The following is a 25,397-nucleotide window of genomic DNA, read 5'->3' as shown; positions in this document are numbered from 1 at the left end:
CATAATTATGTTTTTAAAGTAATTTTATTTTTTTTAATTATTTAATTAATCTTTCCTTACATGGTGAATTGACGTTTGCTGCGCAAAATTGAGGTCTGCATTAATCACTTGGATACCCTACGCATTGTGGCTGAATCAGTCGGCCTAGCATCTTGAAAAATCACTGAAATTGTGTTGTTATAATATAACATCGTTTGAGCAATTTATTATGACTAAGACACTGTTTACCTTATCTGCACTCTCCCGCTGTGCTATTGCTTTAATTTTATTAGCAATTTTGTGGTCAGGGATTTATTGGGCCATCTCTTTACCATGATCAACATTTCTAAACTTGAAGTTGGCTATGAACGACGCCCCGTTGCCATGCCGTTGAGCGGCCGTATCGGTGCGGGTTCACTGACGGCGGTAATTGGTGCCAACGGCGCCGGTAAGTCGACCTTTCTCAAAACTCTGGCAGGACTTCAACCCGCTATCTCAGGCTCAATCGAGTTCACAGGGTCATCTTCCAAAAATAAACGCCCACAGCTGGCCTATTTACCGCAGCAGGCTGAGCTGGATCGACAGTTTCCAATCAGCGTATTTGACCTGGTAGCGATGGGATGCTGGCCGCAAAGTGGTCTGTTCGGCGGCATTAGCCGTGAATCCGAACGGCAGGTAATAGAAGCCTTAGAAACTGTCGGCATGACTGAAATGCGAAATGTTGCCGTAGGTGAACTTTCCGGCGGACAGCTGCAAAGAACGCTGTTTGCCCGACTGCTGATTCAGCAGGCACCTCTGATTATGCTTGATGAGCCTTTCACCGGCATCGACAGCCAGACCACAGAACTGTTGCTCAAGGTTATCCGCCAATGGCACCAGCAGGGGAAAACGGTGATTGCCGTACTGCACGATATCGCGATGGTGGCGCGCCATTTCCCACAGGTGCTTTTCCTCAGCCAGCAGCAAAATATTTGGGGAACCGCCGATGAAGTTCTCTGCCATTTCCCTCATCGCGATCACGCCTGCATTCTGGCCGATGAGTTCAGCCAGCAGCGGAGCGTTATTTCATGATGTGGTTTCATCTTTTAGTCGATCCTTTTGTGCAATTTGGCTTTATGCGCCGTGCGCTGATTGCCTGTCTGGCGTTATCGATTAGCGCAACACCGCTGGGCGTATTCCTGCTGCTGCGTCGTATGAGTCTGGTGGGTGATGCGCTGAGCCACGCGGTTTTGCCCGGCGCGGCGATAGGTTACCTGATTTCAGGGATGTCTCTGGTGGCGATGGGCGTGGGGGGATTTATTGCCGGACTGGCGGTGGCCATGCTTTCTGGCGTCGTCAGTCGTCGAACACAGCTTAAGGAAGACGCCAGCTTTGCCGGTTTCTATCTAGGGTCATTGGCCCTCGGCGTAACCCTCGTTTCTCTTAAAGGCTCAAGTGTTGACCTGCTGCACGTGCTGTTTGGTTCCATTCTTGCTATCGACTCCAGCGCCATGCTGATGGTCGGTTCAATCAGCAGCGTTTCGCTCATTATCCTCGCCTGTATTTATCGCGCCTTGGTCATTGAGTCTTTTGATGCGCTGTTTTTGCGCGTCAGTTCGGGTAAATGGCTGGCGCTGATCCAGGGCATATTTTTGGCTCTGGTGGTGGTGAATCTGGTCGCCGGTTTCCAGATCCTCGGCACCCTGATGTCAGTCGGATTAATGATGCTGCCTGCGGCAAGTGCGCGTTTTTGGGGCCGTGATTTGCCGCATACGCTGTTAATTGCCATGGTGATTGGCATGATCTCGAGTTATATCGGGCTGATTTGGTCCTACTATGCCTCGCTGCCTGCCGGTCCAGCCATCGTGCTCAGTGCCAATATGATTTTCTTTATCTCAGTTTTGTTTGGAACGCGCGGCGGCATGTTAACCGCCTCGCGACGTTAGGAAGTAAAAATAAAGCCAATATAAAGGAGTAGAAATGAAATTATTACCTGTTGCTCTGTCAGTAGCTGCCCTGCTGTCGAGCCCACTGGCGATGGCCAAAACGGTTAACGCCGTAGCCAGTTTCTCTATCCTGGGGGATATCGTACAAGAAGTGGGCGGCGACCACGTCAACGTCACCAGCCTGGTTGGCCCCGATGGCGATCCGCACAGCTTTGAGCCTGCACCGCGAGACAGCAAAACGTTGGCCTCGTCCGACGTCGTGTTCGTTAGCGGCTTGGGAATGGAAGGCTGGATGGACCGTCTGATCACGGCCTCTGGCTACCACGGTAAAGTGATTACCGCCTCTCAGGGCGTGGACACGCGCCAGATGGAAGAGGAGGGTAAAACGGTAACCGATCCTCATGCCTGGAACAGCATGGCCAACGGCGTTATTTATGCCACCAATGTCATGAATGCGCTGATTGCCGCCGACCCCGAAGATGCTGACTATTTCCGTCAGCACGGTGGAGCCTACATCGAACGCCTCAAGAAGCTCGACGCATGGGCCAAGCAGGAGTTTAGCGGCATTGCGTTGAATAAACGCAAAGTGCTCACCAGCCACGATGCTTTCGGTTATTTCGGTAAAGAGTACAACGTGACCTTTATGGCCCCGGTGGGTTTCTCAACCGAGTCTGAAGCCAGCGCCAGCGGTGTAGCCTCACTGATTAAACAGATTAAAGAGGAGAAGGTGAGAACCTACTTCATCGAGAACCAGACGGATCCACGTTTGGTAAAACAGATTGCTTCGGCAACCGGCGCACAGCCAGGAGGCGAACTGTATCCTGAATCGCTGTCTGGCCCGCAGGGACCGGCCACAACTTATGAAAAAGCCTTTACTCATAATGTGGAGGCGATTGTCGCCAGCATGAAATAAAACTCCGCCTCCCTCAACGGCGATAAGCCGCGGGGGAGGCAACAGGTTTCTACTTCTTTAGATATGACAAAGCCCCGTTGGGCAGCAACGGGGCTTTTTTAATGCCTCAAAATCAACTTTGCGCGAGATTAGCGTTTTTTCTTGCCACCCTGAACGGCTTTAAAGCGAGGGTTGCTTTTACAAATCACGTACAAACGGCCTTTGCGTTTCACAATTCGGCAATCAGGATGCCTGTTTTTAGCCGATTTCAATGAGCTTAATACCTGCATTATATCTCTCCCAAAGATTTCTTATTTCTTACCCAGGAAGCTGCCAAAACGCTGTTGGAAGCGTGCGGTGCTGCCTTCTTTTGAAAACTCTTTCTGCTTGCCCGTGTAGTAAGGATGAGAAGCTGAAGAGATATCGAGCGTCACGTAAGGGAAGGTTTGTCCTTCCAGCTCAATGGTGCGATCGGTTTTGATTGTCGATCCTACGCGGAAATACTCATCTACACCGGTGTCGTGAAATACTACGGTGCGATAGGCAGGATGGATGTTCTCTCTCATAATAGCCTCTAAATGTAATGTTATACTATAACAATTATTATGCGCGTCTTAATTCGTCACTTCAAGCATCATTTCAAGTTTTTTAACGATGTTGGCGCAGAGAGGCTGGGAGAGGAGGCGGAAAAGCGGCAATAAAAAAGGCCGCTTACGCGGCCTTTCGAGAAGCTTAATCAGCTCACATTAGTGATGAGATGACTCAACCGGATGGTTGTGCTCAATGTCTTCATTCTTTTTGCCAAAGCGGCGGCGAACCACCACGAAGAACACCGGAACAAAGAAGATAGCCAGCAACGTCGCGGTAATCATCCCGCCCATAACGCCAGTACCTACGGCGTTCTGTGCGCCGGAACCTGCACCGGTGCTGATAACCAGCGGCATAACGCCGAGGATAAAGGCCAAAGAAGTCATCAGAATCGGACGCAGACGCATACGTACCGCCTCCAGCGTCGCCTCAACCAGTCCTTTGCCTTCTTTATCCATCAGGTCCTTGGCGAACTCGACGATCAGTATGGCGTTTTTGGCCGACAGTCCAATAGTGGTCAACAGGCCCACCTGGAAGTAAACGTCGTTGCTCAAACCGCGCATAGTGGCGGCAATCAATGCACCCACCACCCCAAGCGGCACCACCAGCATGACTGAGAATGGAATCGACCAGCTCTCATACAGTGCGGCCAGACAGAGGAAGACCACAATCAGCGAGATAGCATAGAGTGCAGGCGCCTGGTTACCCGAGAGCCTTTCCTGATAAGACATACCGGTCCAGTCGTAGCCGATACCGTTAGGCAATTTGGAAGCAAGAGACTCCATCATGGCCATCGCTTCACCGCTACTTTTCCCTGGAACAGGCTGACCCAAAATCTCCATTGAAGGCAGGCCATTATAGCGCTCAAGACGCGGAGAGCCATATTCCCACTTCGCAGTAGAGAAGGCCGAGAACGGTACCATTTGACCCGAACTGCCGCGAACGTACCAGTTTTCAATGTCTTTAGGCAGCATGCGGAACTTCGCATCACCCTGAACATAAACCTTCTTCACACGACCGCGGTCGATAAAGTCGTTCACATAGCTACCGCCCAGCGATGCACCCAGCGTGGTGTTGATGTCAGAGATGGACACGCCTAGCGCCGTGGCTTTCTCCTGATCGATTTCCAGCTTGTACTGTGGGGTATCTTCAAGGCCGTTTGGACGTACGCCCGCCAGAAGATCTGGATGCTGAGCAACCATTCCCAACAGCTGGTTACGCGCCTGAGTCAGCTTGTCGTGCCCAAGGTTGGCCTGATCGATAAGCTCGAAGTCAAAGCCGGTCGCCGTACCCAGCTCGACAATGGCTGGCAGGTTAAAGGCAAAGACCATAGCATCTTTAATTTTGCTAAATTCGCCCATTGCACGACCGGTGATGGCGGCCACTTTGTTTTCAGCACCGCTGCGTGCAGACCAATCTTTAAGACTGACGAAGGCAATACCGGTGTTCTGGCCGCGACCTGCAAAACCAAAGCCGTTAACGGTAAACACCGATTCGACGTTGGCTTTCTCTTTGGTCAGATAATAATCGGTCACTTCATCCAGCACTTTCTGCGTACGTTCCTGCGTGGCACCCGCTGGCAGCTGCGCCATAGTCAGGAACACACCCTGATCTTCTTCCGGCAGGAAGGAGGTTGGCAGGCGTATAAACAGGAACGCCATACCGACTACGATCAGCAGATAGATAACCAAATAACGGCCAGTGCTGCGCAGAATATTGCCTACGCTATCGGTATAGTGGTGCGTACTCTGGTCAAACTTTTTGTTAAACCAGCCGAAGAAACCTGTCGTCTTGCCGTGTTCACCCTTGGCAATCGGTTTCAGTAGGGTGGCACAAAGCGCCGGCGTCAGAATTAACGCCACCAGCACCGACAGCACCATCGCGGAGACGATAGTTATCGAGAACTGACGATAGATAACGCCGGTTGATCCGCCAAAGAAGGCCATCGGAATGAATACCGCCGAGAGCACCATGGCAATACCGACCAATGCGCCCTGAATCTGACTCATTGATTTACGGGTTGCTTCTTTCGGCGGCAGCCCCTCTTCGGCCATGACGCGCTCGACGTTTTCGACCACCACGATGGCGTCATCCACCAACAGGCCGATTGCTAACACCATCCCGAACATGGTCAAGGTGTTTATCGAATAACCAAATGCCGCGATGATGGCAAAGGTACCCAGCAACACCACCGGTACGGCTATTGTCGGGATAAGCGTGGCACGGAAGTTCTGTAGGAACAGGTACATTACCAGGAACACCAGCACAATCGCCTCAACCAGTGTTTTCACTACTTCCTGAATCGAAATTTTAACAAACGGCGTTGTGTCATACGGGTAAACAACTTTCATTCCCTCGGGGAAGAACGGTTGCAGCTTCGCTAGCTCGGCTTTAACTGCGGTCGAGGTGTCGAGGGCGTTGGCGTTGGTCGCCAGCTTGATCCCCAAACCGGCAGCAGGCTGGCCGTTAAAGCGGGCAATAACGTCGTAGCTTTCACCGCCAAGTTTGATGTTGGCCACATCTTTCAAGCGAACCTGAGAGCCGTCTGGATTAACTTTGAGGATAATCTTGCCAAACTCGTCAGCCGATTTTAAACGCGTCTGCGCAACAATCGAGGAGTTGAGCTGCTGTCCCGGAACCGGAGGCGTTCCGCCCAACTGCCCTGCGGCAACCTGGTTGTTCTGCACAGTAATGGCGCTGATAACGTCAACTGGCGTCAATTGGTAGTTATTGAGCTTATTCGGGTCCATCCAGATACGCATGGCGTACTGAGCACCAAACAGCTGAACGTCACCCACGCCGGACACACGACTGATCGGGTCCTTAATGTTAGACGCCACGTAGTCGGCAATATCTTCCTGTGTCATGGAGTTATCAGAAACGAAGCCCGCAACCATCAGGAAGCTGCTGCTTGATTTCTGCACGCTAATACCTTGCTGCTGCACTTCCTGCGGCAGCAATGGCATCGCCAGCTGCAGTTTGTTCTGAACCTGAACCTGTGCGATATCCGCGTCAGCGCCTGAGGCGAAGGTCAGTGTAATCTGTACAGCACCTGAAGAGTCACTGGTGGAAGACATATACATCAGGTTATCGATACCGTTCATGTTCTGTTCGATAACCTGAGTCACGGTATCCTGCACCGTTTGCGCATCCGCGCCTGGGTAGGTCGCCGTCAGCTCGATAGCCGGCGGTGCCACGGTAGGATATTGTGCAATAGGTAACTTGAGGATCGCCAACCCACCCGCCAACATGATAATGATGGCAAGAACCCACGCAAAAATAGGGCGATCGATAAAGAAATTAGCCATGTATTACCGGCTCCTTTTTAAGACTTCGGCGCTTCTGCGGCAGGCGTGTTCTGGTCAACTTCTTGGGCTGTCACCTGAACACCTGGTTTAACTTTTTGCAGGCCGGTAACAATCACTTTGTCGCCAGGCTTAAGGCCATCTGTCACAACCCACTTGTCGCCAATGGCCTGAGTGGTCGTTACAGTACGAAGTTCCACTTTATTATCGGCACCCACGACCATAGCGGTCGCATCGCCACGAGGGTTGCGGGTGATGCCTTGCTGAGGAACTTGCAGAGCATTGTTGTTTACACCTTCATCCAGACGGGCACGAACAAACATGCCAGGCAGGAGTGCGTCCTGTGGGTTAGGGAATACTGCGCGTAAAGTGATGGAGCCGGTGGTTTCATCAACCGTCACGTCGGAGAATTCCAGCGTGCCAGGTTGTTGATACTGTTTACCGTTATCCAGAATCAGCGTCACTTTAGCCTTGCCACCTTCCTGTTTCAGCGTACCGTCGGCCAGCTCCTGCTTAAGGCGCAGGAAATCATTGCTGGACTGGGTCACGTCTACGTAGATAGGGTCAAGTTGCTGCACGGTAGCCAGTGCATCGGTCTGACTGCTGGTAACCAGCGCACCTTCAGTGACTGATGATTTGCCAATGCGGCCGCTGATTGGGGCGATAACTTTGGTATAAGCCAGGTTGATGCGGGCAGTTTCCACCGCCGCCTTGGCCGCTATGACTGAGGCATCGGCCTGAACCGCGGTGGAGGTTGCCGTATCGTAGTCTTGCTTACTGATGTAATTGGTGCCCAGCAGTGGTTTGTAGCGATTTACCGTAACGCGAGCAATTTGCGCACTTGCCTGGGCTTTCGCCAGGTCACCTTTGGCGCTGTCGTAGGCTGCCTGATAGGTAGCTGGATCAATCTGATAAAGCGAGGTACCCGCCTGAACTTCGCTGCCTTCAACAAAGTTACGTTTCAGAATAATGCCGCTTACTTGAGGGCGAACCTCGGCGATACGATAGGAAGACGTGCGTCCCGGAAGCTCGGTCGTGACATTCAACGGCTCGGATTTTAACGTGACGACGCCCACCTCAGGGGCTTTAGCTGCTCCTTGCTCGGTTTTTTTATCATTACATCCTGTAAGAGCTAATCCGCCGGTTAGCATCAGAACGACCGCCAGAGGCGTTAACGCTCTGTTTCTGTTCATAAATAAACCTCAAATGTCCGATTTTAAAATTGTATTCAATGGATGCTGATTGTTACATTCCACTGCTGCGTTTTTAGTATGTGCGTGCTATGTTACATACATTCATGAATGTATGTAAATTAAACTCCTTTCTAAGCTAACCCTATGGCACGAAAAACCAAATCTCAGGCGCTTGAAACCAGACAACATATTCTGGACGCGGCCGTCAGTCAGTTTTCCGTCCGAGGCGTGGCGGCAACCTCCCTTACGGACGTGGCCAACGCTGCCGGGGTAACGCGTGGTGCTATTTATTGGCATTTCAAAAACAAAGTCGAACTTTTCAACGCGGTGTGGGAAGACTGTGAATCTCAAATCGAAAGGCTGGAAGTTGAGTATCAGACAAAGTTTCCGAATGATCCACTGCGCGTACTGCGTGAAATCTTAGTGTTTTTGCTGCGCGCCACGGTGACCGATCCTTCGCGCCGTTCATTAATGGAAATCATATTTCACAAATGTGAATTTGTTGGGGAGATGAGCTCCGTTCATGAAGCGCGCAAAGCGCTCTATATGGAGGGCTACGGTAAGATTGAAGGCATTCTGCATCGCTGCATTGAACAGGAGCAATTGCCTAAAAACTTGCATACCCGCCAGGCGGCAATCATTCTGCGCGCCTATATCACAGGACTGATGGAGAACTGGCTTTTTATGCCAGAAAGTTTCGATCTCCACAATCAAGCATCACAATTTATTGATACTTATATCGAGATGTTGAGGTTATGTCCAAGCTTGATTAAAAGTAATTAAATGTATCTTTGATGTGCAACAGAAGATTCGTAAAGATTTACAAGTTTGATTGAGATTGGCCGATTTCATCCGATACGTTGTTGAGCGTTACCGTGGTAAACTTGCCCATCTACGTTTTGAGTTAAGTTAACTATGTTTAGCCTGCCCGCTGACTTCTCTAGCCTTCACTTCGCTTCATCCCGCTTTCTGCGCGTGGGTCTGTTGCGCTTGATGTTGATTGGCTTGGTCTTTCTGACTTTACTGAGCGGCGTGTCTCAGGCGTTTGCTGCCGATATTCCTACCCGAAACGAAATTCAGAATCAGTTAGATGCGCTGAGCAGGCAAAAAGTCCTGACACCGGTTGAGAAACTGAGCCAGCAAGACATCTACCGTACCATGGAGCTGCTCGACGCGCTCGATCGCGTTAAACAACAGCAAACCCAGCTGCGCCAGCAGTTGGCCGATGCACCCAGTAAACTTCGCGCTGCCTCCGACGGTTTGGCGCAGATGCAGGGCAAAACTGACGATACGGCCCTTAAAGCGCAGCTCGGCGCACTCTCGCTGCACCAGCTTGAAAGCCGCCTCGAAGACACTCTTGACGACTTGCAGTCATCGCAAAACGACCTCTCCACCTTCAACACCCAACTTATTACTCTGCAGACTCAGCCCGAACGCGTGCAGAATACCATGTACAGCTATTCGAAAAGTCTGCAAAACATTCGCAACCAACTCAACGGCATGTCACCCAATCAGCAGGATTTACGCAGCACGCAGCAAACCATGCTGACCACCGAGCAGGCACTGCTGAATGCCGAAATAGACCTGCAACGCAGCAGTTTGCAAGCCAATACCACGCTACAAGATCTGCTGCAAAAACAGCGTGACTACACCAATGCGCACATTAATCAGCTTGAGAAATTTACCCAGGTGCTGCAGGAAGTCGTTAACGGCAAGCGTCTAACCCTGTCGGAACGCACCGCGAAAGAGGCGCAAACGCCGGGCGACACCACAGATTTGCAAAAAGATCCGCTGGTGAGTCAGGAGCTTGGTATTAATCGCGACCTCAGTCAGCGGTTGATAGCCTCGACCGAGGAGGGCAATAAACTTCTTCAGCAAAATATTACCGTCAAAAATTGGCTTGACCGATCTTCGCAGTCCGAACACGACCTCAAAGAGCAGATTACCGAGCTAAAAGGCAGTCTGCTGCTGTCGCGCATCCTTTACCAGCAACAGCAAAACAACCAGCCGACCGCCAGCTTGATGACCGACATGAGCACGCAGATTGCCGATTTGCGGCTTGAACAATTCAACATCAACCAGCAGCGTGACGAACTTTTTCAGGGGGACGACTACATTCAGAACCTGGTGAAAACCAGCAAAGAAAGTATTAACGATGACATTAGTGATGCGCTTGACCAAATTATTGACGTCCGTCGCGAGCTGCTCGATCAGTTAAACAAACAGCTTGGCAACCAGCTGGCCTTGGCGATTAACCTGCAAATTAACCAGCAGCAGCTGTTAAGCATCAACGAATCGCTTAACAGTACACTGACTCAGCAAATCTTCTGGGTCAGCAGCAACAAGCCAATGGACTGGGACTTTATCAAGTCGCTGCCGGAAAATATTCATCAGCAGGTGAAAGGACTCAGCGTGAAAATGCCGTTGGGATCGCTGATGCTTGGGGCGCTGCATTCGCTTCCCGTCACTGTGCCAATGCTGGTGGGGATCCTCGTGCTGCTGTGGCGTCGACGGGCTATTCTGGCGCGTATTGACAAGCTAAGCAGTGACGTCGGGCAACTCAAGCGCGATACCCAATTGCACACGCCTCAGGCTCTGCTGTTGGTTATGCTGCTGGTATTGCCGGGGGTGATGCTGACGCTGAGCATCGGTTATTGGCTGTCGGTGAGTGATATTGAGTTAAACGATTTTCTGTGGACGCTGGCGCAAAGATTGGCCGTTTTCCAGCTGATTATGGGTTTTTGCTACTACGCTCTGGCCCCGCAGGGCCTGAATGAACGCCATTTCAACTTGCCTGCAAGCCGCTGTGCGCACTACCGCCGGTCGATAGTGCGCCTGTCGCTCACCATGTTGCCGCTGATTTTCTGGACCGTACGCGGGGAAAAAGAACCACTGGGATTAGTCGACGATATCATTGGGCAAATTGTGGTGTTTCTCACCATGGCAGTGCTCACCGTGTTGGTATTTCCGATGTTCCGCGACGGCTGGCGTGAGAAAAATTCGCACAGCGTTCGTCTGGTAGCCGTTACCGCCATCGCGCTGGCGCCAGTGTTCTTTATGGGACTGATGGTTACAGGCTATTTCTATACTACGCTGCGCCTTTCCAGCCGCTGGTTAGACAGTCTTTATTTGCTGATTATATGGAATATTACCGGCATGACGGCGCTGCGAGGCCTGAGCGTGGCAGCGCGGCGTTTGGCCTATCGACGGGCGCTGGCGCGTCGTCAAGTCAGCAGTGTAAAAGACGGCGCAGACGGCGGCGAGCAGGTTGAAGAGACGCCGCTGGGTCTGGATCAGATCAACCAGCAAAGCCTGCGTCTAACCACCATGGCGCTTTTTATTGTCTTTGCGCTGATTTTTTACTGGATTTGGTCAGACTTGCTGACGGTTATCTCGTATCTCGACAGTATTTCAATGTGGCACTATTCCGCTAACGTGGCGGGCAAAGTGGTGCAACAAACGGTGACGCTGGGTAATTTCCTGCTGGCCTTTGCCGCCGTTATTGTTGCCTATGTGCTAACGCGCAACTTGCCGGGCCTGCTCGAAGTGCTGGTGCTGTCCCGGTTGCAGCTTCGCCAAGGAACCTCCTACGCGATCACCACTATTCTGACCTACACCATCACGGTCATCGGGGCTATCACTGCACTTGGTTCTTTGGGCGTGTCGTGGGACAAACTTCAGTGGCTGGTGGCCGCGCTGTCGGTCGGGCTGGGTTTTGGTTTGCAGGAGATCTTCGCCAACTTTGTCTCGGGTCTGATTATTTTGTTCGAGCGCCCGATACGTATCGGCGATACGGTAACCATCGGCACGTTCTCAGGGTCGGTCAGCAAGATCCGCATACGCGCCACCACCATTACCGATTTCGATCGCAAAGAGGTGATTATTCCCAACAAGGCGTTCGTGACCGAGCGCTTAATCAACTGGTCGCTGTCGGACACCGTGACGCGCGTAGTGATTAAAGTGGGTGTCGCCTATGGCTCTGATTTAGATAAGGTAAAAGAGATTTTATTGCAGGCGGCGAACGAAAATGACCGCGTCATGAGCGACCCGACGCCGACGGTTTATTTCCTTAATTTTGGTGCCAGCACGCTCGACCACGAACTGCGCATTTATGTGCGCGAGTTGGGTGACAGAAACCATACCGTAGACGAGTTGAACCGCAGTATTGATAAACTGTGCCGAGAAAATGATATCAATATTGCTTTCAATCAGTTGGAGGTGTATTTGCACAACAAGAGCGGCAGTGAAGTGCAAGAAATTAGTCGCCCCTTCACGCCGCCGGACGAAGGAACGCTGGTCTAAATTTGCCTCTGTCTATCAGTAGCTTATGGACAAGCTGCCCGTTGGATTTTTCAGTTTTTGCTGATAATCCTTTTTGACAATTTCCAATGCCGCCAACGCCACGTCCGGGGCGATTTCGTTACATTCCAGCAGGTAGATCAAATCCACGGCCAGCTGCAATTCGGGAGGAGCATTCTCTACGGACATAAGCATTCCAGTTAATCGTTTACGTTGGAGTCCAGTGGCCTGCTGTCAACGGCTGTTCCAACGAAGGGTAATCGAGTTAACTAGTATAGAGTTTTTGCCTCAAATACCGACGGTATTTTTCAAATTTTGTGATAACAACGTCAAAAACCGCGCTCTTGCCGTTCAATGCTGCGCTCGATTTTTATCAGCGCCTGACGGCAGCGCATGAGACGGCCTTCTAGCGCGGCCAGCTCTTTCTGCATGTGTTGCTGCTCTTTAAAGGTTGCCAGTTTGCCGAGCTGACTTTCGCGGTCTTCGATCATGGCAATAATTCGACGCTCATACTGCTGATGTTCAACCAGCTTGCTGTAAAAATCACTGCTTTTCACCTCTTTCTGCGTGTCAGCCTTTCTTAGCGTTTGCGTCGCCAACTCGCGCTGAAGAGCGGTGATTTGCGAGACCAGACGTTCGGCTACATAGGCTACTTGTGCACTGCGATTTTCGTTTACCACTTGGCAAAGCTGGGCAAAATTGGTACGCACCTCCACCAGATACTCGCGCAGGCGGGTGCCTTTGGTGGAAAAAAGCGCGACATCAAATCGTGCCTGCTGGGCCGTGGCGTGGGCAATCGGCTCTATCTCCCGAGCCAGATTTTCAATTTGCTGCTCAAGCGACTGCAAAAGGGTTTGCGTACTCAACGATTCTCTCCAGACCCATGCTTTTCGACCCAAAAGGCCAACGTAGGCGATAAGCTTACCCTTAACCCGTGCAGAAACAAGCGGTAGGGGGGATTCAGGTGCCAATGGCGTTGTTTATACTCAAGCTGTATACATTTTGTCGTACTTGGCGCGCTGTATTGTTTATCGTGGCCGTTTCGCTCTGTTTTTACCGCAGAGAGAGGCGCTCCCACCGCGGCTTATCATGCGTTGCACACTGCTGATTATGATGTGGCGTTTACCAATGGTTGACCTGGAGCAACAAAAAAGGCGATCATGTCCGGCTGTGGGTTGCTTTTTAAAGTGGCTTTGCATAGATTTGGGCGACTCGACCTTGCGTCGTTACCCACTAACTTTTTCTTGAATAGCCTGCCAGACTCGTTCGCCGCTGTCCTTTACTAAGCCGATAACTTCGGGGTAGGGCATATGGCTTGAACCGTCCCGCTGTTGTTCGGGTATGAATCGACTTTATTATGAGCGCTACCGTTATGACCGCTACTGCACAGCAGCTTGAGTTTATTAAAAACAGTATCAAAACCATCCCCGACTACCCTAAGCCGGGCATACTGTTTCGTGATGTCACCAGTTTGCTGGAAATCCCTCAGGCCTATCAGGCCAGCATTGATTTGCTGGCAGACCGCTACCGCAACACCGGTGTCACCAAAGTGGTTGGCACCGAAGCGCGCGGTTTCCTGTTTGGCGCTCCTGTGGCGCTTGCGCTTGGCGTAGGTTTTGTTCCCGTGCGTAAACCGGGCAAGCTGCCGCGTGAAACCCTCTTTGAAGAATACGAGCTGGAGTACGGCACCGATAAGCTTGAGATCCACACCGATGCTATCAAGGCGGGTGATAAAGTGCTGGTTATCGATGACCTGCTGGCGACCGGCGGCACGATTGAAGCTACGGCCAAGCTTATCCGCCGTCTGGGTGGCGAAGTGTCCGATGCGGCCTTCATCATCAATCTGCCTGAGCTGGGGGGTGAAAAACGCCTTAACGGCCTCAGCATTAACTGCTATAGCCTGGTCAACTTTGCCGGCCACTAAAATTCTTGGTCCTTCGAGCCACAGGGGCGTTGGCTGCCTTTATTTATCCCAGTCACTGACGGGGCAGCTCTTAGGAATGCGTACAGTAGCCGCCTACCTGTAACTCGAATGCCTGCGAATTTACTCGTTTATACTAGGCCTCGCTCGTGCGGGCGGGGCTGTGATAACATAACGCTACAGACCCCTCGACTTCTCCGGAATTAATGAGCTATCAGGTTCTTGCCCGTAAGTGGCGCCCCCAAACTTTCACTGACGTAGTTGGTCAGGAACATGTGCTGACGGCACTGGCTAATGGCCTGTCGCTGGGGCGAATTCATCACGCCTATCTTTTCTCCGGCACGCGCGGTGTGGGTAAAACCTCCATTGCCCGCCTGTTAGCCAAAGGCCTGAACTGCGAAACGGGCATCACTTCCTCGCCGTGCGGCGTTTGCGACAACTGCCGCGAGATCGAACAGGGTCGCTTTGTTGATCTCATTGAAATTGACGCCGCGTCGCGCACTAAAGTCGAAGACACCCGCGAGCTGCTCGACAACGTGCAGTACGCCCCAGCGCGCGGGCGTTTCAAAGTCTACCTGATTGACGAAGTGCATATGCTCTCGCGCCACAGCTTTAATGCGCTGTTGAAAACTCTTGAAGAGCCGCCTTCGCACGTCAAATTCCTGCTGGCGACCACCGATCCGCAAAAGCTGCCGGTGACTATCCTTTCTCGCTGCTTACAGTTCCATTTAAAGGCGCTGGACGTAGAACAAATTCGCGCTCAGCTCGAAAAAGTCCTGCACGCCGAGCACATCACCAGCGAAGCTCGTGCGCTTCAACTGCTGGCCCGCGCGGCCGATGGCAGTATGCGCGACGCTCTTAGCCTTACTGACCAGGCTATCGCCATGGGGCAGGGGCAGGTGACCACCGAAACGGTGTCGCAAATGCTCGGCACGCTCGACGACGAGCAGCCGCTGGCCATTCTTGAGGCGCTGGTCAGTGCCGACGGTGCCAACGTGATGGCGCAGGTTGAACACGCCGCTTCACGCGGCGTAGATTGGGAAACGCTGTTGGTCGACTCTCTGGCCCTGCTGCACCGTATCGCAATGGTGCAGCTTCTGCCTTCAGTGCTCGATAATCATTACGCCTCCATTGAGCAGCGCCTGCGCGAACTGGCTCGGGTGATCCCACCGACCGACGTGCAGCTTTACTACCAAACGCTGCTGATTGGCCGCAAAGAACTGCCGTTTGCGCCGGATAAACGTATGGGCGTTGAAATGACCTTGCTGCGTGCGCTGGCGTTTCATCCCAAAGTATTCATTGCCGAACCGGCCGTGAACGAGCAAAAAGCCGCTGCGCCTCAGCCTATGCCGACTCAGCAGGCGCCATCTCCTGCCAGAGGCGCGCCCGCCACGTCACAGCCTGATGCGACCATTCCTGATTCCACCGCACAGCTGCTGCAGGCTCGGACACAGTTACTTAGGCAGCAGGGGAGCTCTTCCCCAAAAAAAGCTGAGCCGGCCGCGCCTGGAAAAGCGCAGCCGGCAAACTCGGTACTGGAGCGATTGGCTTCAGTTACCGAGCGTTCATTGGAACGCACGGGCGCCAGTGCCCAGAAGAAGGCACCCGCTGCACCGGTCAAGCAAGAGGCTTACCGTTGGAAAACGGTTAATGAGCCTGAGGTAGCACCGGAGCCTGTGGCAACGCCAAAAGCGCTGCGTGCGGCACTCGAACATGAAAAATCGCCTGAACTGGCGTCTCGTTTGGCCGAGGAGGCCATTGAGCGCGACGAATGGGCTGGCATTATTCATCAGCTGACTATTCCGAAATTGGTTCAGCAGTTGGCGCTTAATGCTTTTCTTGAGCGGCCAGACTCGGCGACGCTGTGTCTGCATTTGCGTTCGTCGCAGCGTCATCTAAACTCGCCAACGGCACAAAAAACCTTGGCCGATGCGCTTGCCGCGCTGTATCAGCATGAGATAGCCTTGAGTGTTATTGAGGACGACAGTCTGGCGACCCGTACGCCTCTGGAGTGGCGGCAGGCCATTTATGAAGAAAAACTGACGCAGGCGCGTCAGTCTATTATCGCGGATAATAACATCCAGACTTTGCGCCGTTTCTTTGACGCCGAGCTAGATGAAGAAAGTATTCGCCCAATTTAACCGCCGCAGTAGGAGCATGGTGCACATACGCGGCTCGACGCAAAGAGAGAAGATTATGTTTGGAAAAGGCGGCATGGGTAACCTGATGAAACAGGCCCAGCAAATGCAGGAAAAAATGCAACAGGCGCAGGCAGAAATCGCTGCCCTTGAAGTGACCGGCGAGTCTGGCGCAGGTTTGGTTAAAATCACCATCAACGGTGCGCACAACGTACGTCGCGTTGAAATCGATCCTAGCCTGTTTGAAGATGACAAAGACCTGCTGGAAGACTTGATTGCAGCGGCGTTCAACGATGCGGCTCGTCGTATCGATGAAACCCAAAAAGAAAAAATGGCAGCAGTTTCTGGCGGCATGCAATTGCCACCGGGCTTTAAGATGCCATTCTGATGCAAACCAGCCCACTCCTTGAATCATTAATGGAGGCGCTGCGCTGCCTGCCGGGCGTTGGCCCGAAATCAGCGCAGCGTATGGCATTCCAGCTGCTGCAGCGTGACCGCAGCGGCGGAATGCGGCTGGCGCAGTCACTGACCCGCGCAATGTCTGAAATTGGCCACTGTGCCGACTGCAGAACGTTTACCGAGCAAGATATTTGCACCATCTGCGCCAACCCGCGTCGCAAAGAAAATGGTCAGATTTGTGTGGTTGAAAGCCCAGCAGACATTCATGCCATTGAGCAAACCGGACAGTTCTCGGGGCGCTACTTCGTATTGATGGGGCATTTGTCGCCTCTTGACGGCATCGGTCCTGATGACATTGGTCTGGGCAGGCTTGAACAGCGTCTTGAAAGCGAAAGCATTCAGGAGGTGATCCTCGCCACTAACCCGACGGTTGAAGGTGACGCCACCGCTAACTATATCGCCGATATGTGTGGCCAATACGGCGTAGTCGCTAGCCGCATCGCTCACGGCGTGCCAGTAGGCGGCGAACTTGAGATGGTCGACGGAACAACCCTCGCTCACTCCTTGGCGGGTCGTCATCTTTTCAAATATTGATCCGTGGTCGTATTTGAAGCTGTAGCTGTGTTGGCTGCGCGAGCCTACCCCCAGTCACTGATTTCGGTCAGCTTGCGGGGATGAACTCATTGGCCGGCTTGCTAGAGCTTCAACTACTTAGACGGTCGATGATCAATTCGTCACTTCAGCCCGTTTTAAAAACTCGCGGTTAGAGGCTTAAATAATCAATTAACGCACTTTTCGTCATTTCCTTGCCCGTTCCTCTTGAATAATTCCCTTTAGCCCCCCATCTCAGTCTCAGTCTGTTTTAAACAGAGTCACGTTTTTAATCACTCAAACGGTTTGATTGAGGTATTTGATGAGTATGAAAGGACAAGAGACCCGCGGATTTCAGTCAGAAGTAAAACAGTTACTCCACCTGATGATCCACTCGCTTTATTCTAATAAAGAAATATTCCTGCGTGAGCTGATCTCCAACGCCTCGGATGCGGCGGATAAACTGCGCTTCTGCGCCCTGTCAAAACCTGACCTCTATGAAGGCGATGCCGAGCTTCACGTTCGTTTATCGTTCGATAAAGAAAAACGTACCCTGACGCTGAGCGACAACGGCATTGGTATGACCCGTGATGAAGTGATCGACAATCTCGGCACTATTGCAAAATCGGGCACTAAGGCGTTTCTCCAATCGGTCGGGTCCGAGCAGGCGAAAGACAGTCAGCTGATTGGCCAGTTCGGCGTAGGGTTCTACTCAGCCTTTATCGTGGCCGACAAAGTTACCGTGCGTACCCGTGCGGCGGGCGTTAAAGCCGAAGATGGCGTGTTCTGGGAATCTGCCGGTGAAGGTGAATATACGTTGGCAGACGTCGAAAAGGCCGATCGCGGTACTGAAATCACGCTGCATCTGCGTGCCGACCAAGACGAATTCCTCGACGATTGGCGCGTGCGTTCAATCATCAGCAAATACTCTGACCATATTGCTTTGCCGGTTGAAATAGAAACCCGCAATGAAGAAGACGACACTACCACCTGGGATCAAATCAACAAGGCGCAGGCGCTGTGGACCCGCAGTCGTTCGGAAGTGACGGACGAAGAGTATACTGAGTTCTACAAGCATATCTCCCATGATTTCAGTGACCCGCTGAGCTGGAGCCATAACCGCGTTGAAGGTAAACAGGAGTATACCAGCCTGCTGTACATTCCTTCTCAGGCGCCGTGGGACATGTGGAACCGCGACCACAAACACGGTTTGAAGCTGTACGTGCAGCGCGTGTTTATCATGGACGAAGCCGAGCAGTTTATGCCGAACTACCTGCGTTTTGTACGCGGGCTGATAGACTCTAACGATTTGCCGCTGAACGTCTCGCGTGAAATTCTGCAAGACAGCCGCGTCACGCAAAACCTGCGCAGTGCGTTGAGCAAGCGTGCTCTGCAAATGCTTGAAAAACTGGCGAAAGACGACGCAGAAAAATACCTGCAGTTCTGGAAGCAGTTTGGTCTCGTCTTGAAAGAAGGGCCTGCCGAAGACAGCAGCAACAAAGAAACCATCGCCAAGTTGCTGCGTTTTGCCAGCACCCGCAACGATTCTTCAGAGCAGAATTTGTCTCTTGAAGATTACGTGAGCAGCATGGTTGAAGGTCAGGACAAGATTTACTACATCACTGCTGACAGCTACGCAGCGGCTAAAAACAGCCCGCACCTTGAGCTGTTCCGTAAGAAAGGCATCGAAGTGCTGCTGCTTTCGGACCGCATTGACGAGTGGATGATGAGTTATCTGACCGAGTTTGACGGCAAGAGCTTCCAGTCCGTCAGCAAAGCGGATGATTCTCTCGACAAACTGGCCGATGAGAAGAGTGAAGAACAGCAGGATGCAGATAAAGCGCTTGAGCCGTTCGTTGAGCGTGTAAAAACTCTGCTGGGCGAGCGTGTTAAAGAAGTGCGTTTAACGCATCGTTTAACCGATACGCCGGCCATCGTCACCACCGGTGCTGACGAGATGAGCACGCAAATGGCCAAGCTGTTTGCCGCTGCGGGTCAGGAAGCACCAGAGGTGAAATATATCTTTGAGCTGAATCCTGAGCATGCGCTGGTAAAACGCGCTGCGGACGAAATTCAGGAAGATCAATTCTCCGAGTGGGTTGAACTGTTGCTCGATCAGGCACTGTTCGCAGAACGCGGAACGCTGGAAGATCCTAATCAGTTTATCCGCCGCATGAATACTCTGCTGCAAGCGTAATGTGCCTGCGGTGAGTTAATTCTAGATTATGTTACTCAAGAGGCCCGTCGGCTAACCCCGGCTGGCCTCTTCTAACAACCACTGTCTAAACAGCACAATTTCTTTCTCCTGACTGCGCGCACGTTTCACCAGCATGTAGGTGGCCCTATCGACCTCAGCAAAACCCAGTGGCGCAATCAAACTCCCTTCCTGAATCTCTTTTTTGACCAAAATCTGTGGCGTCATAATAATACCCAACCCGCTTCTTGCTGCCTGAATGGCCAGCGTCAAGTTGTCGAAATGCTTGCCAGAAATAAAGTCTCCCCGCGTATTGGTTTTCCTTGCCCACTCTTGCCAGGCATTAATTTTGGTATCTGCGTGCAGCAGTGGCAGCGTGGTGAAATCTGTTTCATAGGTAAATCGATGACGAAAATCGGGTGAGCAAACCGGGCCGATATAATCCACGGTAATGAGCGTGGCTTCAATTTCGTCAGAGAGCGGCGATTCATTACTTTTAATTAAAATGTCTGTGCGTTCATCATGAATATTTTCAATGTTTACATGAGTCTGAAAGGTCAATGCAATATTTTCATGCCGCCGCGAGAAACGAGAAATTCTCGGGATCAACCACTGAGATAAAAAACTCGGCGCGCACGAAATAATAAGGTTGTTCTCCTCCCTGGTTTTAATTTCTTTACAGGTCGCCTCTATATTTCTAAATACTTGCTCGCAGCATTTTTTTAATATTTGTCCATCTTGGGTTAAATAAACCCGACCGGCAGTGCGTTTAAATAAAGGCGTGCCTAACCAGGCTTCAAGATTTTTAATTTGATGGCTGATAGCGCTGTGTGTGACGTTTAAAGACTCTGCCGCCGCACTGAAACTTTCAAATACTGCTGCCTGTTTAAAATAATGCAATGCTCGCAGTGAAGGAAGATCGGACATAGTGGCACCCTGTTAGTTTTTCTCAACACATCTGTCTGTTTATATCATTTTCTAAGCCAAAAAAAACCCTTTAGTCTCCACGTTGTCCCAAAGCGAGTCGCCAGGATGGTGGATTAATACTTCAAGTTAGACGTGGCGGGACAACCCTTAAATCATTCTAAACGTGCCTTGCACCTGGGTATTCCACTCAATATTAAGGATTAATATGAACGATACTTCCGTAAGAACCCAGCTCGTGATGTTTACCGGCGGTCGTGACAGCACATTGGCTGCCTGTTATTTAATGTTACAAGGTATCCCTGTTCACCTCTATTCGGCTAACAGTGGGTGCTCACTGCATCGCGGTATTCTTGCTCACCGTGTGGATGAGCTTAAAAACCGGTTTGGTGAACTTGTTGTGGCGCATACGGTTGAAGATATTAGCGGGACTTTTCGCAGTATTGCCATCGAAAATATTGAGGGCGATATTCTTAAATATCGTAAGAACCTGGTTCTGCTCGGCGAGAAGCTCGCAATACATGCTCATTTAATTGATTTTTGTCGCCGTCATGATATTGACGTGATTAACGACGGTATTACGCATTATCAGCAAGAGTTCCCTGAGCAGAGATTAGTCGCCAAAGAGTATTTAGTCGATTTGATGCAGGAATTTAGTATCCAATATAATTCACCAATATATGAATTTGCCCAATCATCGGACGACGTTAAATATCGCCTGCTGCAACTGGGTATTTCCACCAAGTCACTCGAAGGTGTCAGCATTTTTGGTGACAGTTTCACCACGCCAAGCGACGACACCATTATTTCTTACTTACGTGAGAAAACGCCACTGGCGCTGAATATCGTTAAATTCCTGTCTGGCGAAACGTTAACGCTGGCCAAGAAAGTGGCTGCCTCGCCTGCAGAAGCGGCCTGATTGGAGCCAGAAATGAAAACTATCATCAAATGTTCGGCGGTTATTATTCGCAACCGCGCGCTGCTGCTGACGCGAAAAGAGGGCACTGAGATCTTCATTTCTCCTGGTGGAAAACCGCTAAAGGGTGAAGATCATCTGACCTGCCTGCGGCGCGAAATTAAAGAAGAGCTAAACGTAGAAGCGGCTGACATCAAGCCATTTGGTCTGTTCCACGGCATTGCGGAGTTTGAATCCGTGGCTATCGAAAATCACGTGTATCAGGTTGAAGTGGTAGGTCAGCCGGTTGCCAGTGCTGAAATCGCCGAAATTGCCTGGGTTAATTATCGTAAACCGCCTTGCGAAGTTGGCGTCGGTTCAATCTTTCGCGACAACGTATTACCGCTGCTTTATCAAAAAGAGTTAATTGACTAATGGATCCTTCAGCATTGTCGCCTCAGCTCCAAGAGCAGCACGGTGGCGGACATTACTATAAAAAAGTGAATCTGCTGCGTGAAGCACTGCGGGAAAAACTCACCGAAGTTTACCGTCTTGAGCAATACGATGTGTTTATGGTGCAGTCGGTCAGCATTGGGCTGGCGATGCTGTCCCATCTTTTACACAAGCAAAATATTTCTCTCAGTTTGGCAAATCATCAGCACTATCAGCCGATTGATATGTTGTTCCCGCATTCGGTTGCCGCCGGTACCGAAAATAGCGGCGTGCAGATTGTGACTCACATTAATCCGTATACCGGTGAGCTGAATGCTTTGGATCAATCGCACCATCGCACTGTGGTCGATGCCTCCCATAGCTTTGCGACCAACAAGCACAACGACCTCATTAACAATGGGTCGATTTTTTTAGCTCCGTTACACAAACATGCGTCGGTGGCAGTTGGACTGACGCTGATTGCCGTGCGGCCTGAAGAATACAGCATGCTGCTGCGCAGTGAGCTGCGTCTGTTTGAAAGGTCGACGGTATCAGAGGCGCCGCTGCAAATGGCACTTGAAACCATCAATGCGCCGGGTTGGCAGCCTTTTAACGTCGCCAGCATTGACGCTGTTGATATCTGGCTTCCCGACGGCGCTCGTTTGCAATCCCTCGGCGAACCTGGTCTACCTCTTTGCTGCTTTAAGGTGCCTTCCTTTACTCCAGAGCAGCGCCAGGCTGTAAAAGAGTTGAACGGCAGCTATTTCGAACACAGTCATACCCTTCGACTGTCTCGCTGGACGCGTGGGCAGAATGGACGTCCGGTCAACTGTACCGGCAGCATTTTTGAAGACATTTCAAAACTATGGAACATAAGATGAGTAAAACAAGCGCAGTAAACGGCAACCTGATTGGCATTATGGGCGGCATTATTCTCAGCACCGATTCTGTGTTTATCCGACTGATGGCGGTCGATAACTCTTGGCTTATCGTGGTCCTACGCGGGCTGCTGATGTGGGCGGTGGTGTTTACCGTTTGGCTGCTGGTGCCTAAGAGCCGTTCAGTGCTGGGTGTGCCGTGGATAACGCGTCAAAATCTGCTGTCAGTGCTGTTTTTCTGCGCATCTTCTGCCTGTTTCGTTAATGCACTTAACCGCGGCAATATCGCCACAGTGCTGGTGATTATCTCTTCCACGCCGTTTGTTTCGGCTATTATATCGCGGATATTTTTTGCCGTTAAAATCGATCGTTCCTTGATGATAGCCGCTCTCGTTGGCATGGTCGGAGTGGTTATCGTGATGGCCGGTCGTCAGTCTGGCGTGGACGCCAGCGCCAACTATTTTGCACTGGCAACGGCGATTTGTATGGCATTGGCGTTTATTTTTGCCTCAAAGGTCGAAAATGGCACTTTAGCACTGCCTTCGCTGGGCGGCATTCTCGCGTCGATTGTGGTGCCTATTTTTGCTGGAGCAGGGCTGTTGCCCGCCATCTCCGCGCTTCAGCCACAGCAGTGGTTGTGGCTGACTATTGAAGGGGCGCTGATCATTCCCGTCGCCATGGGACTGATTTCGCTATCGACCCGCTATGTGGCGCCTGCGAATGCGGGGCTATTTTTGCTGTTGGAAACCGCACTGGCACCGCTGTGGATCTATCTATTCTTGCATGAAGCTCCCACGATTAATGCCGTGATTGGCGGCTGTATCATCATCATTGCCGTTGTTTCTCAAACCTTGCAGGCAAAAAAACAGGCAGCCATTGCTTTGTAGTTATTGTTTAATCGCTAAGTAGCCGTCCGCTTTCTTGAGGAAGGGGGCGCAGAATGGTATGGTTGACCGTTTTCGACTTTTTATAAAATTACAAGCAAGGGGATTTACGCAATGCGTATCATTCTGCTGGGCGCTCCGGGCGCAGGTAAGGGTACTCAGGCTCAATTTATCATGGAGAAATACGGGATCCCGCAAATTTCTACTGGTGATATGTTGCGCGCAGCTGTTAAGGCCGGAAGTGACCTCGGCAAGAAAGCCAAAGAAATTATGGACGCCGGTAAACTGGTTACCGATGAATTGGTTATCGCTCTGGTTAAAGAACGTATTACTCAGGAAGATTGCCGTAACGGTTTCCTGCTGGATGGTTTCCCACGCACTATTCCACAGGCTGACGCGATGAAAGAAGCCGGTATCAAGGTTGATTTCGTTTTGGAGTTTGACGTTCCTGACGAACTGATCGTTGATCGTATCGTAGGTCGTCGCGTTCACGCTGCCTCAGGTCGCGTTTATCACGTCAAATTTAACCCGCCACAGGTTGAAGGTAAAGACGATGTTACCGGCGAAGAGCTGACCACCCGTAAAGACGATCAGGAAGAAACCGTTCGCAAACGCTTGGTCGAGTACCACGAGCTGACCGAGCCACTGGTGTCTTACTACGGTAAAGAAGCTGAAGCAGGTAACACTCAATACGTTAAAATCGACGGCACCCAGAAAGTTTCTGAAGTGCGCGAAGAACTGGCGACCATCTTGGGTTAATTCGCCTCGGTGAGCCACGTTATCAGGGCGGCTTCGGTCGCCTTTGTTTTATCCTCGTTTGCCCCTTCCAAATAGCATTGATTGTTAATCCCATTTGCTGTTATCGGTTCCGATTTGCCATTGTTTAGTTACAATAAGGGCGCATTCAGACAGGTCTCTTGCCCTGTGTTATAAATTTAGCAATATTATTTAGGGAATTCAGCATGATGCAGACGAAGTTCGGTGTGTTACTGGTTAACCTGGGCACCCCGGAGGCTCCAACCACGCAGGCGGTGAAACGTTTTCTGGCTGAGTTTTTGAGTGATATTCGCGTTGTTGATACTAATCGACTCATTTGGTGGCCTATTTTACAGGGCGTTATTCTGCCGTTTCGTTCCCCACGCGTGGCCAAACTGTATAAATCCGTGTGGATGGACGAAGGATCGCCGCTGATGGTTTACAGCCTGCGTCAGCAAAAAGCGCTGGCGGCCCGATTCCCTGACACTCCGGTCGAATTGGCGATGAGCTACGGTAAGCCTAGCCTGGAAGACGGCATTGGGCGTCTGTTGGAGAGAGGGGTGACCAAAATGGTAGTTCTACCGCTGTACCCTCAGTATTCCTGTTCGACCAGCGCCTCGGTATTTGACGGCGTGGCGCGTGTGCTTAAACAACAGCGCCGACTGCCTTCCGTCAGTTTCATCCGCGATTATGCCGAGCATCCTGCCTACATTGCCGCACTGAAGGCCAGTATTTTGGAGTCATTCGAAAAGCACGGTGAGCCAGACCGCTTGGTGTTGTCCTTCCACGGCATTCCTAAACGTTTTGTTGCTCAGGGCGATGACTATCAGCAGCGCTGTCAGGCAACCACGCAGGCATTGACCGATGCGCTACAGCTGCCCGCCGGAAAAATTATGCTCACCTTCCAGTCGCGATTTGGCCGTGAGCCGTGGCTGACGCCTTATACTGACGCCACGATGGAAAGCCTGCCTGCTCAGGGCGTGAAGCATATTCAGATAGTGTGCCCAGGCTTCTCCTCTGACTGCCTTGAAACCATTGAAGAAATCAACGGCGAGAACCGTGAACTGTTCCTGCATGCCGGCGGTGAGAAATTTGAATATATCGAGGCTCTCAACGACCGTAGCGATCACATCGACATGCTTCAGCAGCTGGTGAGCCAACACTTCTGAGTGTAATGACTCAGCGCTAAAAGTGCTTCGTTGGC

General features: G+C 51.4%; 23 protein-coding genes. 16 read left to right on the top strand and 7 right to left on the bottom strand.

From position 1 onward, the window contains the following. Window positions 1-312: 312 nt before the first annotated feature. The 3 genes from BS639_RS09225 to BS639_RS09215 are packed head-to-tail and all read left to right on the top strand — an operon-like array spanning window position 313 to window position 2,817. Window positions 313-1,050, top strand: a complete 738-nt coding sequence (locus tag BS639_RS09225) for a metal ABC transporter ATP-binding protein (protein WP_055776860.1) — start codon at window positions 313-315, stop codon at window positions 1,048-1,050. Beyond that, the gene (locus tag BS639_RS09220; RefSeq protein ID WP_055776862.1) at window positions 1,047-1,904 is read left to right on the top strand and encodes a metal ABC transporter permease; all 858 of its coding nucleotides are present in this window, start codon (window positions 1,047-1,049) and stop codon (window positions 1,902-1,904) included. The genes BS639_RS09225 and BS639_RS09220 overlap by 4 nt, the downstream gene beginning before the upstream one ends. A gap of 34 nt (window positions 1,905-1,938) precedes the next feature. Continuing rightward, window positions 1,939-2,817, top strand: coding sequence for a metal ABC transporter substrate-binding protein (locus BS639_RS09215; protein WP_055776865.1), 879 nt, complete (start codon window positions 1,939-1,941; stop codon window positions 2,815-2,817). A 128-nt stretch (window positions 2,818-2,945) separates the two neighbouring features. Here the strand turns inward: BS639_RS09215 and ykgO are convergent, their stop codons facing one another. From ykgO to BS639_RS09195, 4 genes are all read right to left on the bottom strand, one after another. Then, the gene (gene ykgO, locus BS639_RS09210; protein ID WP_009639085.1) at window positions 2,946-3,086 is read right to left on the bottom strand and encodes a type B 50S ribosomal protein L36; all 141 of its coding nucleotides are present in this window, start codon (window positions 3,084-3,086) and stop codon (window positions 2,946-2,948) included. A 21-nt stretch (window positions 3,087-3,107) separates the two neighbouring features. Next, window positions 3,108-3,362 carry a type B 50S ribosomal protein L31 gene (locus BS639_RS09205; protein ID WP_055776867.1) on the bottom strand — a complete coding sequence of 85 codons (255 nt, stop codon included), beginning with the start codon at window positions 3,360-3,362 and terminating at the stop codon, window positions 3,108-3,110. Between the two features lie 180 nt (window positions 3,363-3,542). Further along, window positions 3,543-6,692, bottom strand: coding sequence for a multidrug efflux RND transporter permease subunit AcrB (acrB, locus tag BS639_RS09200; RefSeq protein ID WP_055776870.1), 3,150 nt, complete (start codon window positions 6,690-6,692; stop codon window positions 3,543-3,545). Window positions 6,693-6,709: 17 nt separating this feature from the next. Then, on the bottom strand, window positions 6,710-7,882 hold the full coding sequence (locus tag BS639_RS09195) for an efflux RND transporter periplasmic adaptor subunit (protein WP_055776873.1): 1,173 nt from the start codon (window positions 7,880-7,882) through the stop codon (window positions 6,710-6,712). Window positions 7,883-8,026: 144 nt separating this feature from the next. Between BS639_RS09195 and acrR the strand changes: the two genes are divergently transcribed. Beyond that, entirely contained in the window at window positions 8,027-8,665 is a 639-nt protein-coding gene (acrR, locus tag BS639_RS09190) for a multidrug efflux transporter transcriptional repressor AcrR (protein WP_055776876.1), read from the top strand. Between the two features lie 132 nt (window positions 8,666-8,797). Further along, window positions 8,798-12,184 carry a mechanosensitive channel MscK gene (mscK, locus tag BS639_RS09185; RefSeq protein ID WP_084982918.1) on the top strand — a complete coding sequence of 1,129 codons (3,387 nt, stop codon included), beginning with the start codon at window positions 8,798-8,800 and terminating at the stop codon, window positions 12,182-12,184. A gap of 15 nt (window positions 12,185-12,199) precedes the next feature. Here the strand turns inward: mscK and rsmS are convergent, their stop codons facing one another. Next, window positions 12,200-12,370, bottom strand: a complete 171-nt coding sequence (rsmS, locus tag BS639_RS09180; protein WP_072156448.1) for a pleiotropic regulatory protein RsmS — start codon at window positions 12,368-12,370, stop codon at window positions 12,200-12,202. Between the two features lie 140 nt (window positions 12,371-12,510). Next, window positions 12,511-13,047, bottom strand: a complete 537-nt coding sequence (gene priC, locus BS639_RS09175; protein ID WP_055776884.1) for a primosomal replication protein PriC — start codon at window positions 13,045-13,047, stop codon at window positions 12,511-12,513. A 506-nt stretch (window positions 13,048-13,553) separates the two neighbouring features. On the opposite strand from priC, the gene apt reads away from it, so the two are divergent. The 5 genes from apt to htpG all read left to right on the top strand — a co-directional run bounded on the left by apt (window position 13,554) and on the right by htpG (window position 19,427). Next, window positions 13,554-14,105 carry an adenine phosphoribosyltransferase gene (apt, locus tag BS639_RS09170; protein WP_055778186.1) on the top strand — a complete coding sequence of 184 codons (552 nt, stop codon included), beginning with the start codon at window positions 13,554-13,556 and terminating at the stop codon, window positions 14,103-14,105. Between the two features lie 203 nt (window positions 14,106-14,308). Further along, the gene (gene dnaX / locus BS639_RS09165; RefSeq protein WP_055776887.1) at window positions 14,309-16,243 is read left to right on the top strand and encodes a DNA polymerase III subunit gamma/tau; all 1,935 of its coding nucleotides are present in this window, start codon (window positions 14,309-14,311) and stop codon (window positions 16,241-16,243) included. 55 nt (window positions 16,244-16,298) lie between these two features. Further along, a complete protein-coding gene (locus BS639_RS09160) occupies window positions 16,299-16,628 on the top strand; it encodes a YbaB/EbfC family nucleoid-associated protein (RefSeq protein ID WP_055776890.1) in 330 nt (109 codons plus the stop codon). Then, a complete protein-coding gene (gene recR / locus BS639_RS09155) occupies window positions 16,628-17,233 on the top strand; it encodes a recombination mediator RecR (RefSeq protein ID WP_055776893.1) in 606 nt (201 codons plus the stop codon). The genes BS639_RS09160 and recR overlap by 1 nt, the downstream gene beginning before the upstream one ends. Window positions 17,234-17,558: 325 nt before the next feature. Further along, complete coding sequence (htpG, locus tag BS639_RS09150; RefSeq protein WP_084982925.1) at window positions 17,559-19,427, top strand: molecular chaperone HtpG; 1,869 nt, start codon at window positions 17,559-17,561, stop codon at window positions 19,425-19,427. A gap of 51 nt (window positions 19,428-19,478) precedes the next feature. Here htpG and BS639_RS09145 read toward each other — a convergent pair whose 3' ends face one another. Next, window positions 19,479-20,351 (bottom strand): LysR substrate-binding domain-containing protein, encoded by an 873-nt coding sequence (locus BS639_RS09145; RefSeq protein WP_084982917.1) that lies wholly within the window; start codon window positions 20,349-20,351, stop codon window positions 19,479-19,481. Window positions 20,352-20,556: 205 nt separating this feature from the next. Here BS639_RS09145 and BS639_RS09140 point away from each other — a divergent pair, with 205 nt between their 5' ends. From BS639_RS09140 to hemH, 6 genes are all read left to right on the top strand, one after another. Next, complete coding sequence (locus BS639_RS09140; RefSeq protein ID WP_173882078.1) at window positions 20,557-21,267, top strand: hypothetical protein; 711 nt, start codon at window positions 20,557-20,559, stop codon at window positions 21,265-21,267. A gap of 12 nt (window positions 21,268-21,279) precedes the next feature. Next, the gene (locus tag BS639_RS09135; protein ID WP_055776898.1) at window positions 21,280-21,678 is read left to right on the top strand and encodes an NUDIX hydrolase; all 399 of its coding nucleotides are present in this window, start codon (window positions 21,280-21,282) and stop codon (window positions 21,676-21,678) included. After that, the gene (locus BS639_RS09130) at window positions 21,678-22,556 is read left to right on the top strand and encodes a DUF6024 family protein (protein WP_055776901.1); all 879 of its coding nucleotides are present in this window, start codon (window positions 21,678-21,680) and stop codon (window positions 22,554-22,556) included. The genes BS639_RS09135 and BS639_RS09130 overlap by 1 nt, the downstream gene beginning before the upstream one ends. Next, on the top strand, window positions 22,553-23,440 hold the full coding sequence (locus tag BS639_RS09125) for a DMT family transporter (protein WP_055776903.1): 888 nt from the start codon (window positions 22,553-22,555) through the stop codon (window positions 23,438-23,440). The genes BS639_RS09130 and BS639_RS09125 overlap by 4 nt, the downstream gene beginning before the upstream one ends. 111 nt (window positions 23,441-23,551) lie before the next feature. Then, a complete protein-coding gene (adk, locus tag BS639_RS09120) occupies window positions 23,552-24,196 on the top strand; it encodes an adenylate kinase (RefSeq protein ID WP_055776906.1) in 645 nt (214 codons plus the stop codon). Window positions 24,197-24,399: 203 nt separating this feature from the next. Further along, window positions 24,400-25,362: a ferrochelatase gene (hemH, locus tag BS639_RS09115; RefSeq protein ID WP_055776909.1), complete on the top strand. Its 963-nt coding sequence runs from the start codon at window positions 24,400-24,402 to the stop codon at window positions 25,360-25,362. Window positions 25,363-25,397 lie beyond the last annotated feature (35 nt).

It is taken from the genome of Rouxiella silvae (assembly GCF_002093625.1).
Taxonomy (GTDB): domain Bacteria; phylum Pseudomonadota; class Gammaproteobacteria; order Enterobacterales; family Enterobacteriaceae; genus Rouxiella; species Rouxiella silvae.
This window is presented reverse-complemented; position numbering and strand designations above follow the sequence as displayed.

Excerpts from the sequence above, each read along its gene's own strand:
- BS639_RS09220 (WP_055776862.1), top strand. The coding sequence starts at position 1,047 with ATGATGTGGTTTCATCTTTTAGTCGATCCTTTTGTGCAATTTGGCTTT.
- acrB (WP_055776870.1), bottom strand. The coding sequence starts at position 6,692 with ATGGCTAATTTCTTTATCGATCGCCCTATTTTTGCGTGGGTTCTTGCC.
- ykgO (WP_009639085.1), bottom strand. The coding sequence starts at position 3,086 with ATGCAGGTATTAAGCTCATTGAAATCGGCTAAAAACAGGCATCCTGAT.
- BS639_RS09135 (WP_055776898.1), top strand. The coding sequence starts at position 21,280 with ATGAAAACTATCATCAAATGTTCGGCGGTTATTATTCGCAACCGCGCG.
- htpG (WP_084982925.1), top strand. The coding sequence starts at position 17,559 with ATGAAAGGACAAGAGACCCGCGGATTTCAGTCAGAAGTAAAACAGTTA.
- BS639_RS09225 (WP_055776860.1), top strand. The coding sequence starts at position 313 with ATGATCAACATTTCTAAACTTGAAGTTGGCTATGAACGACGCCCCGTT.
- BS639_RS09145 (WP_084982917.1), bottom strand. The coding sequence starts at position 20,351 with ATGTCCGATCTTCCTTCACTGCGAGCATTGCATTATTTTAAACAGGCA.
- adk (WP_055776906.1), top strand. The coding sequence starts at position 23,552 with ATGCGTATCATTCTGCTGGGCGCTCCGGGCGCAGGTAAGGGTACTCAG.
- hemH (WP_055776909.1), top strand. The coding sequence starts at position 24,400 with ATGATGCAGACGAAGTTCGGTGTGTTACTGGTTAACCTGGGCACCCCG.
- BS639_RS09140 (WP_173882078.1), top strand. The coding sequence starts at position 20,557 with ATGAACGATACTTCCGTAAGAACCCAGCTCGTGATGTTTACCGGCGGT.
- BS639_RS09195 (WP_055776873.1), bottom strand. The coding sequence starts at position 7,882 with ATGAACAGAAACAGAGCGTTAACGCCTCTGGCGGTCGTTCTGATGCTA.
- BS639_RS09205 (WP_055776867.1), bottom strand. The coding sequence starts at position 3,362 with ATGAGAGAGAACATCCATCCTGCCTATCGCACCGTAGTATTTCACGAC.
- BS639_RS09125 (WP_055776903.1), top strand. The coding sequence starts at position 22,553 with ATGAGTAAAACAAGCGCAGTAAACGGCAACCTGATTGGCATTATGGGC.
- dnaX (WP_055776887.1), top strand. The coding sequence starts at position 14,309 with ATGAGCTATCAGGTTCTTGCCCGTAAGTGGCGCCCCCAAACTTTCACT.
- BS639_RS09130 (WP_055776901.1), top strand. The coding sequence starts at position 21,678 with ATGGATCCTTCAGCATTGTCGCCTCAGCTCCAAGAGCAGCACGGTGGC.
- BS639_RS09215 (WP_055776865.1), top strand. The coding sequence starts at position 1,939 with ATGAAATTATTACCTGTTGCTCTGTCAGTAGCTGCCCTGCTGTCGAGC.
- BS639_RS09160 (WP_055776890.1), top strand. The coding sequence starts at position 16,299 with ATGTTTGGAAAAGGCGGCATGGGTAACCTGATGAAACAGGCCCAGCAA.
- apt (WP_055778186.1), top strand. The coding sequence starts at position 13,554 with ATGACCGCTACTGCACAGCAGCTTGAGTTTATTAAAAACAGTATCAAA.
- mscK (WP_084982918.1), top strand. The coding sequence starts at position 8,798 with ATGTTTAGCCTGCCCGCTGACTTCTCTAGCCTTCACTTCGCTTCATCC.
- acrR (WP_055776876.1), top strand. The coding sequence starts at position 8,027 with ATGGCACGAAAAACCAAATCTCAGGCGCTTGAAACCAGACAACATATT.
- rsmS (WP_072156448.1), bottom strand. The coding sequence starts at position 12,370 with ATGTCCGTAGAGAATGCTCCTCCCGAATTGCAGCTGGCCGTGGATTTG.
- recR (WP_055776893.1), top strand. The coding sequence starts at position 16,628 with ATGCAAACCAGCCCACTCCTTGAATCATTAATGGAGGCGCTGCGCTGC.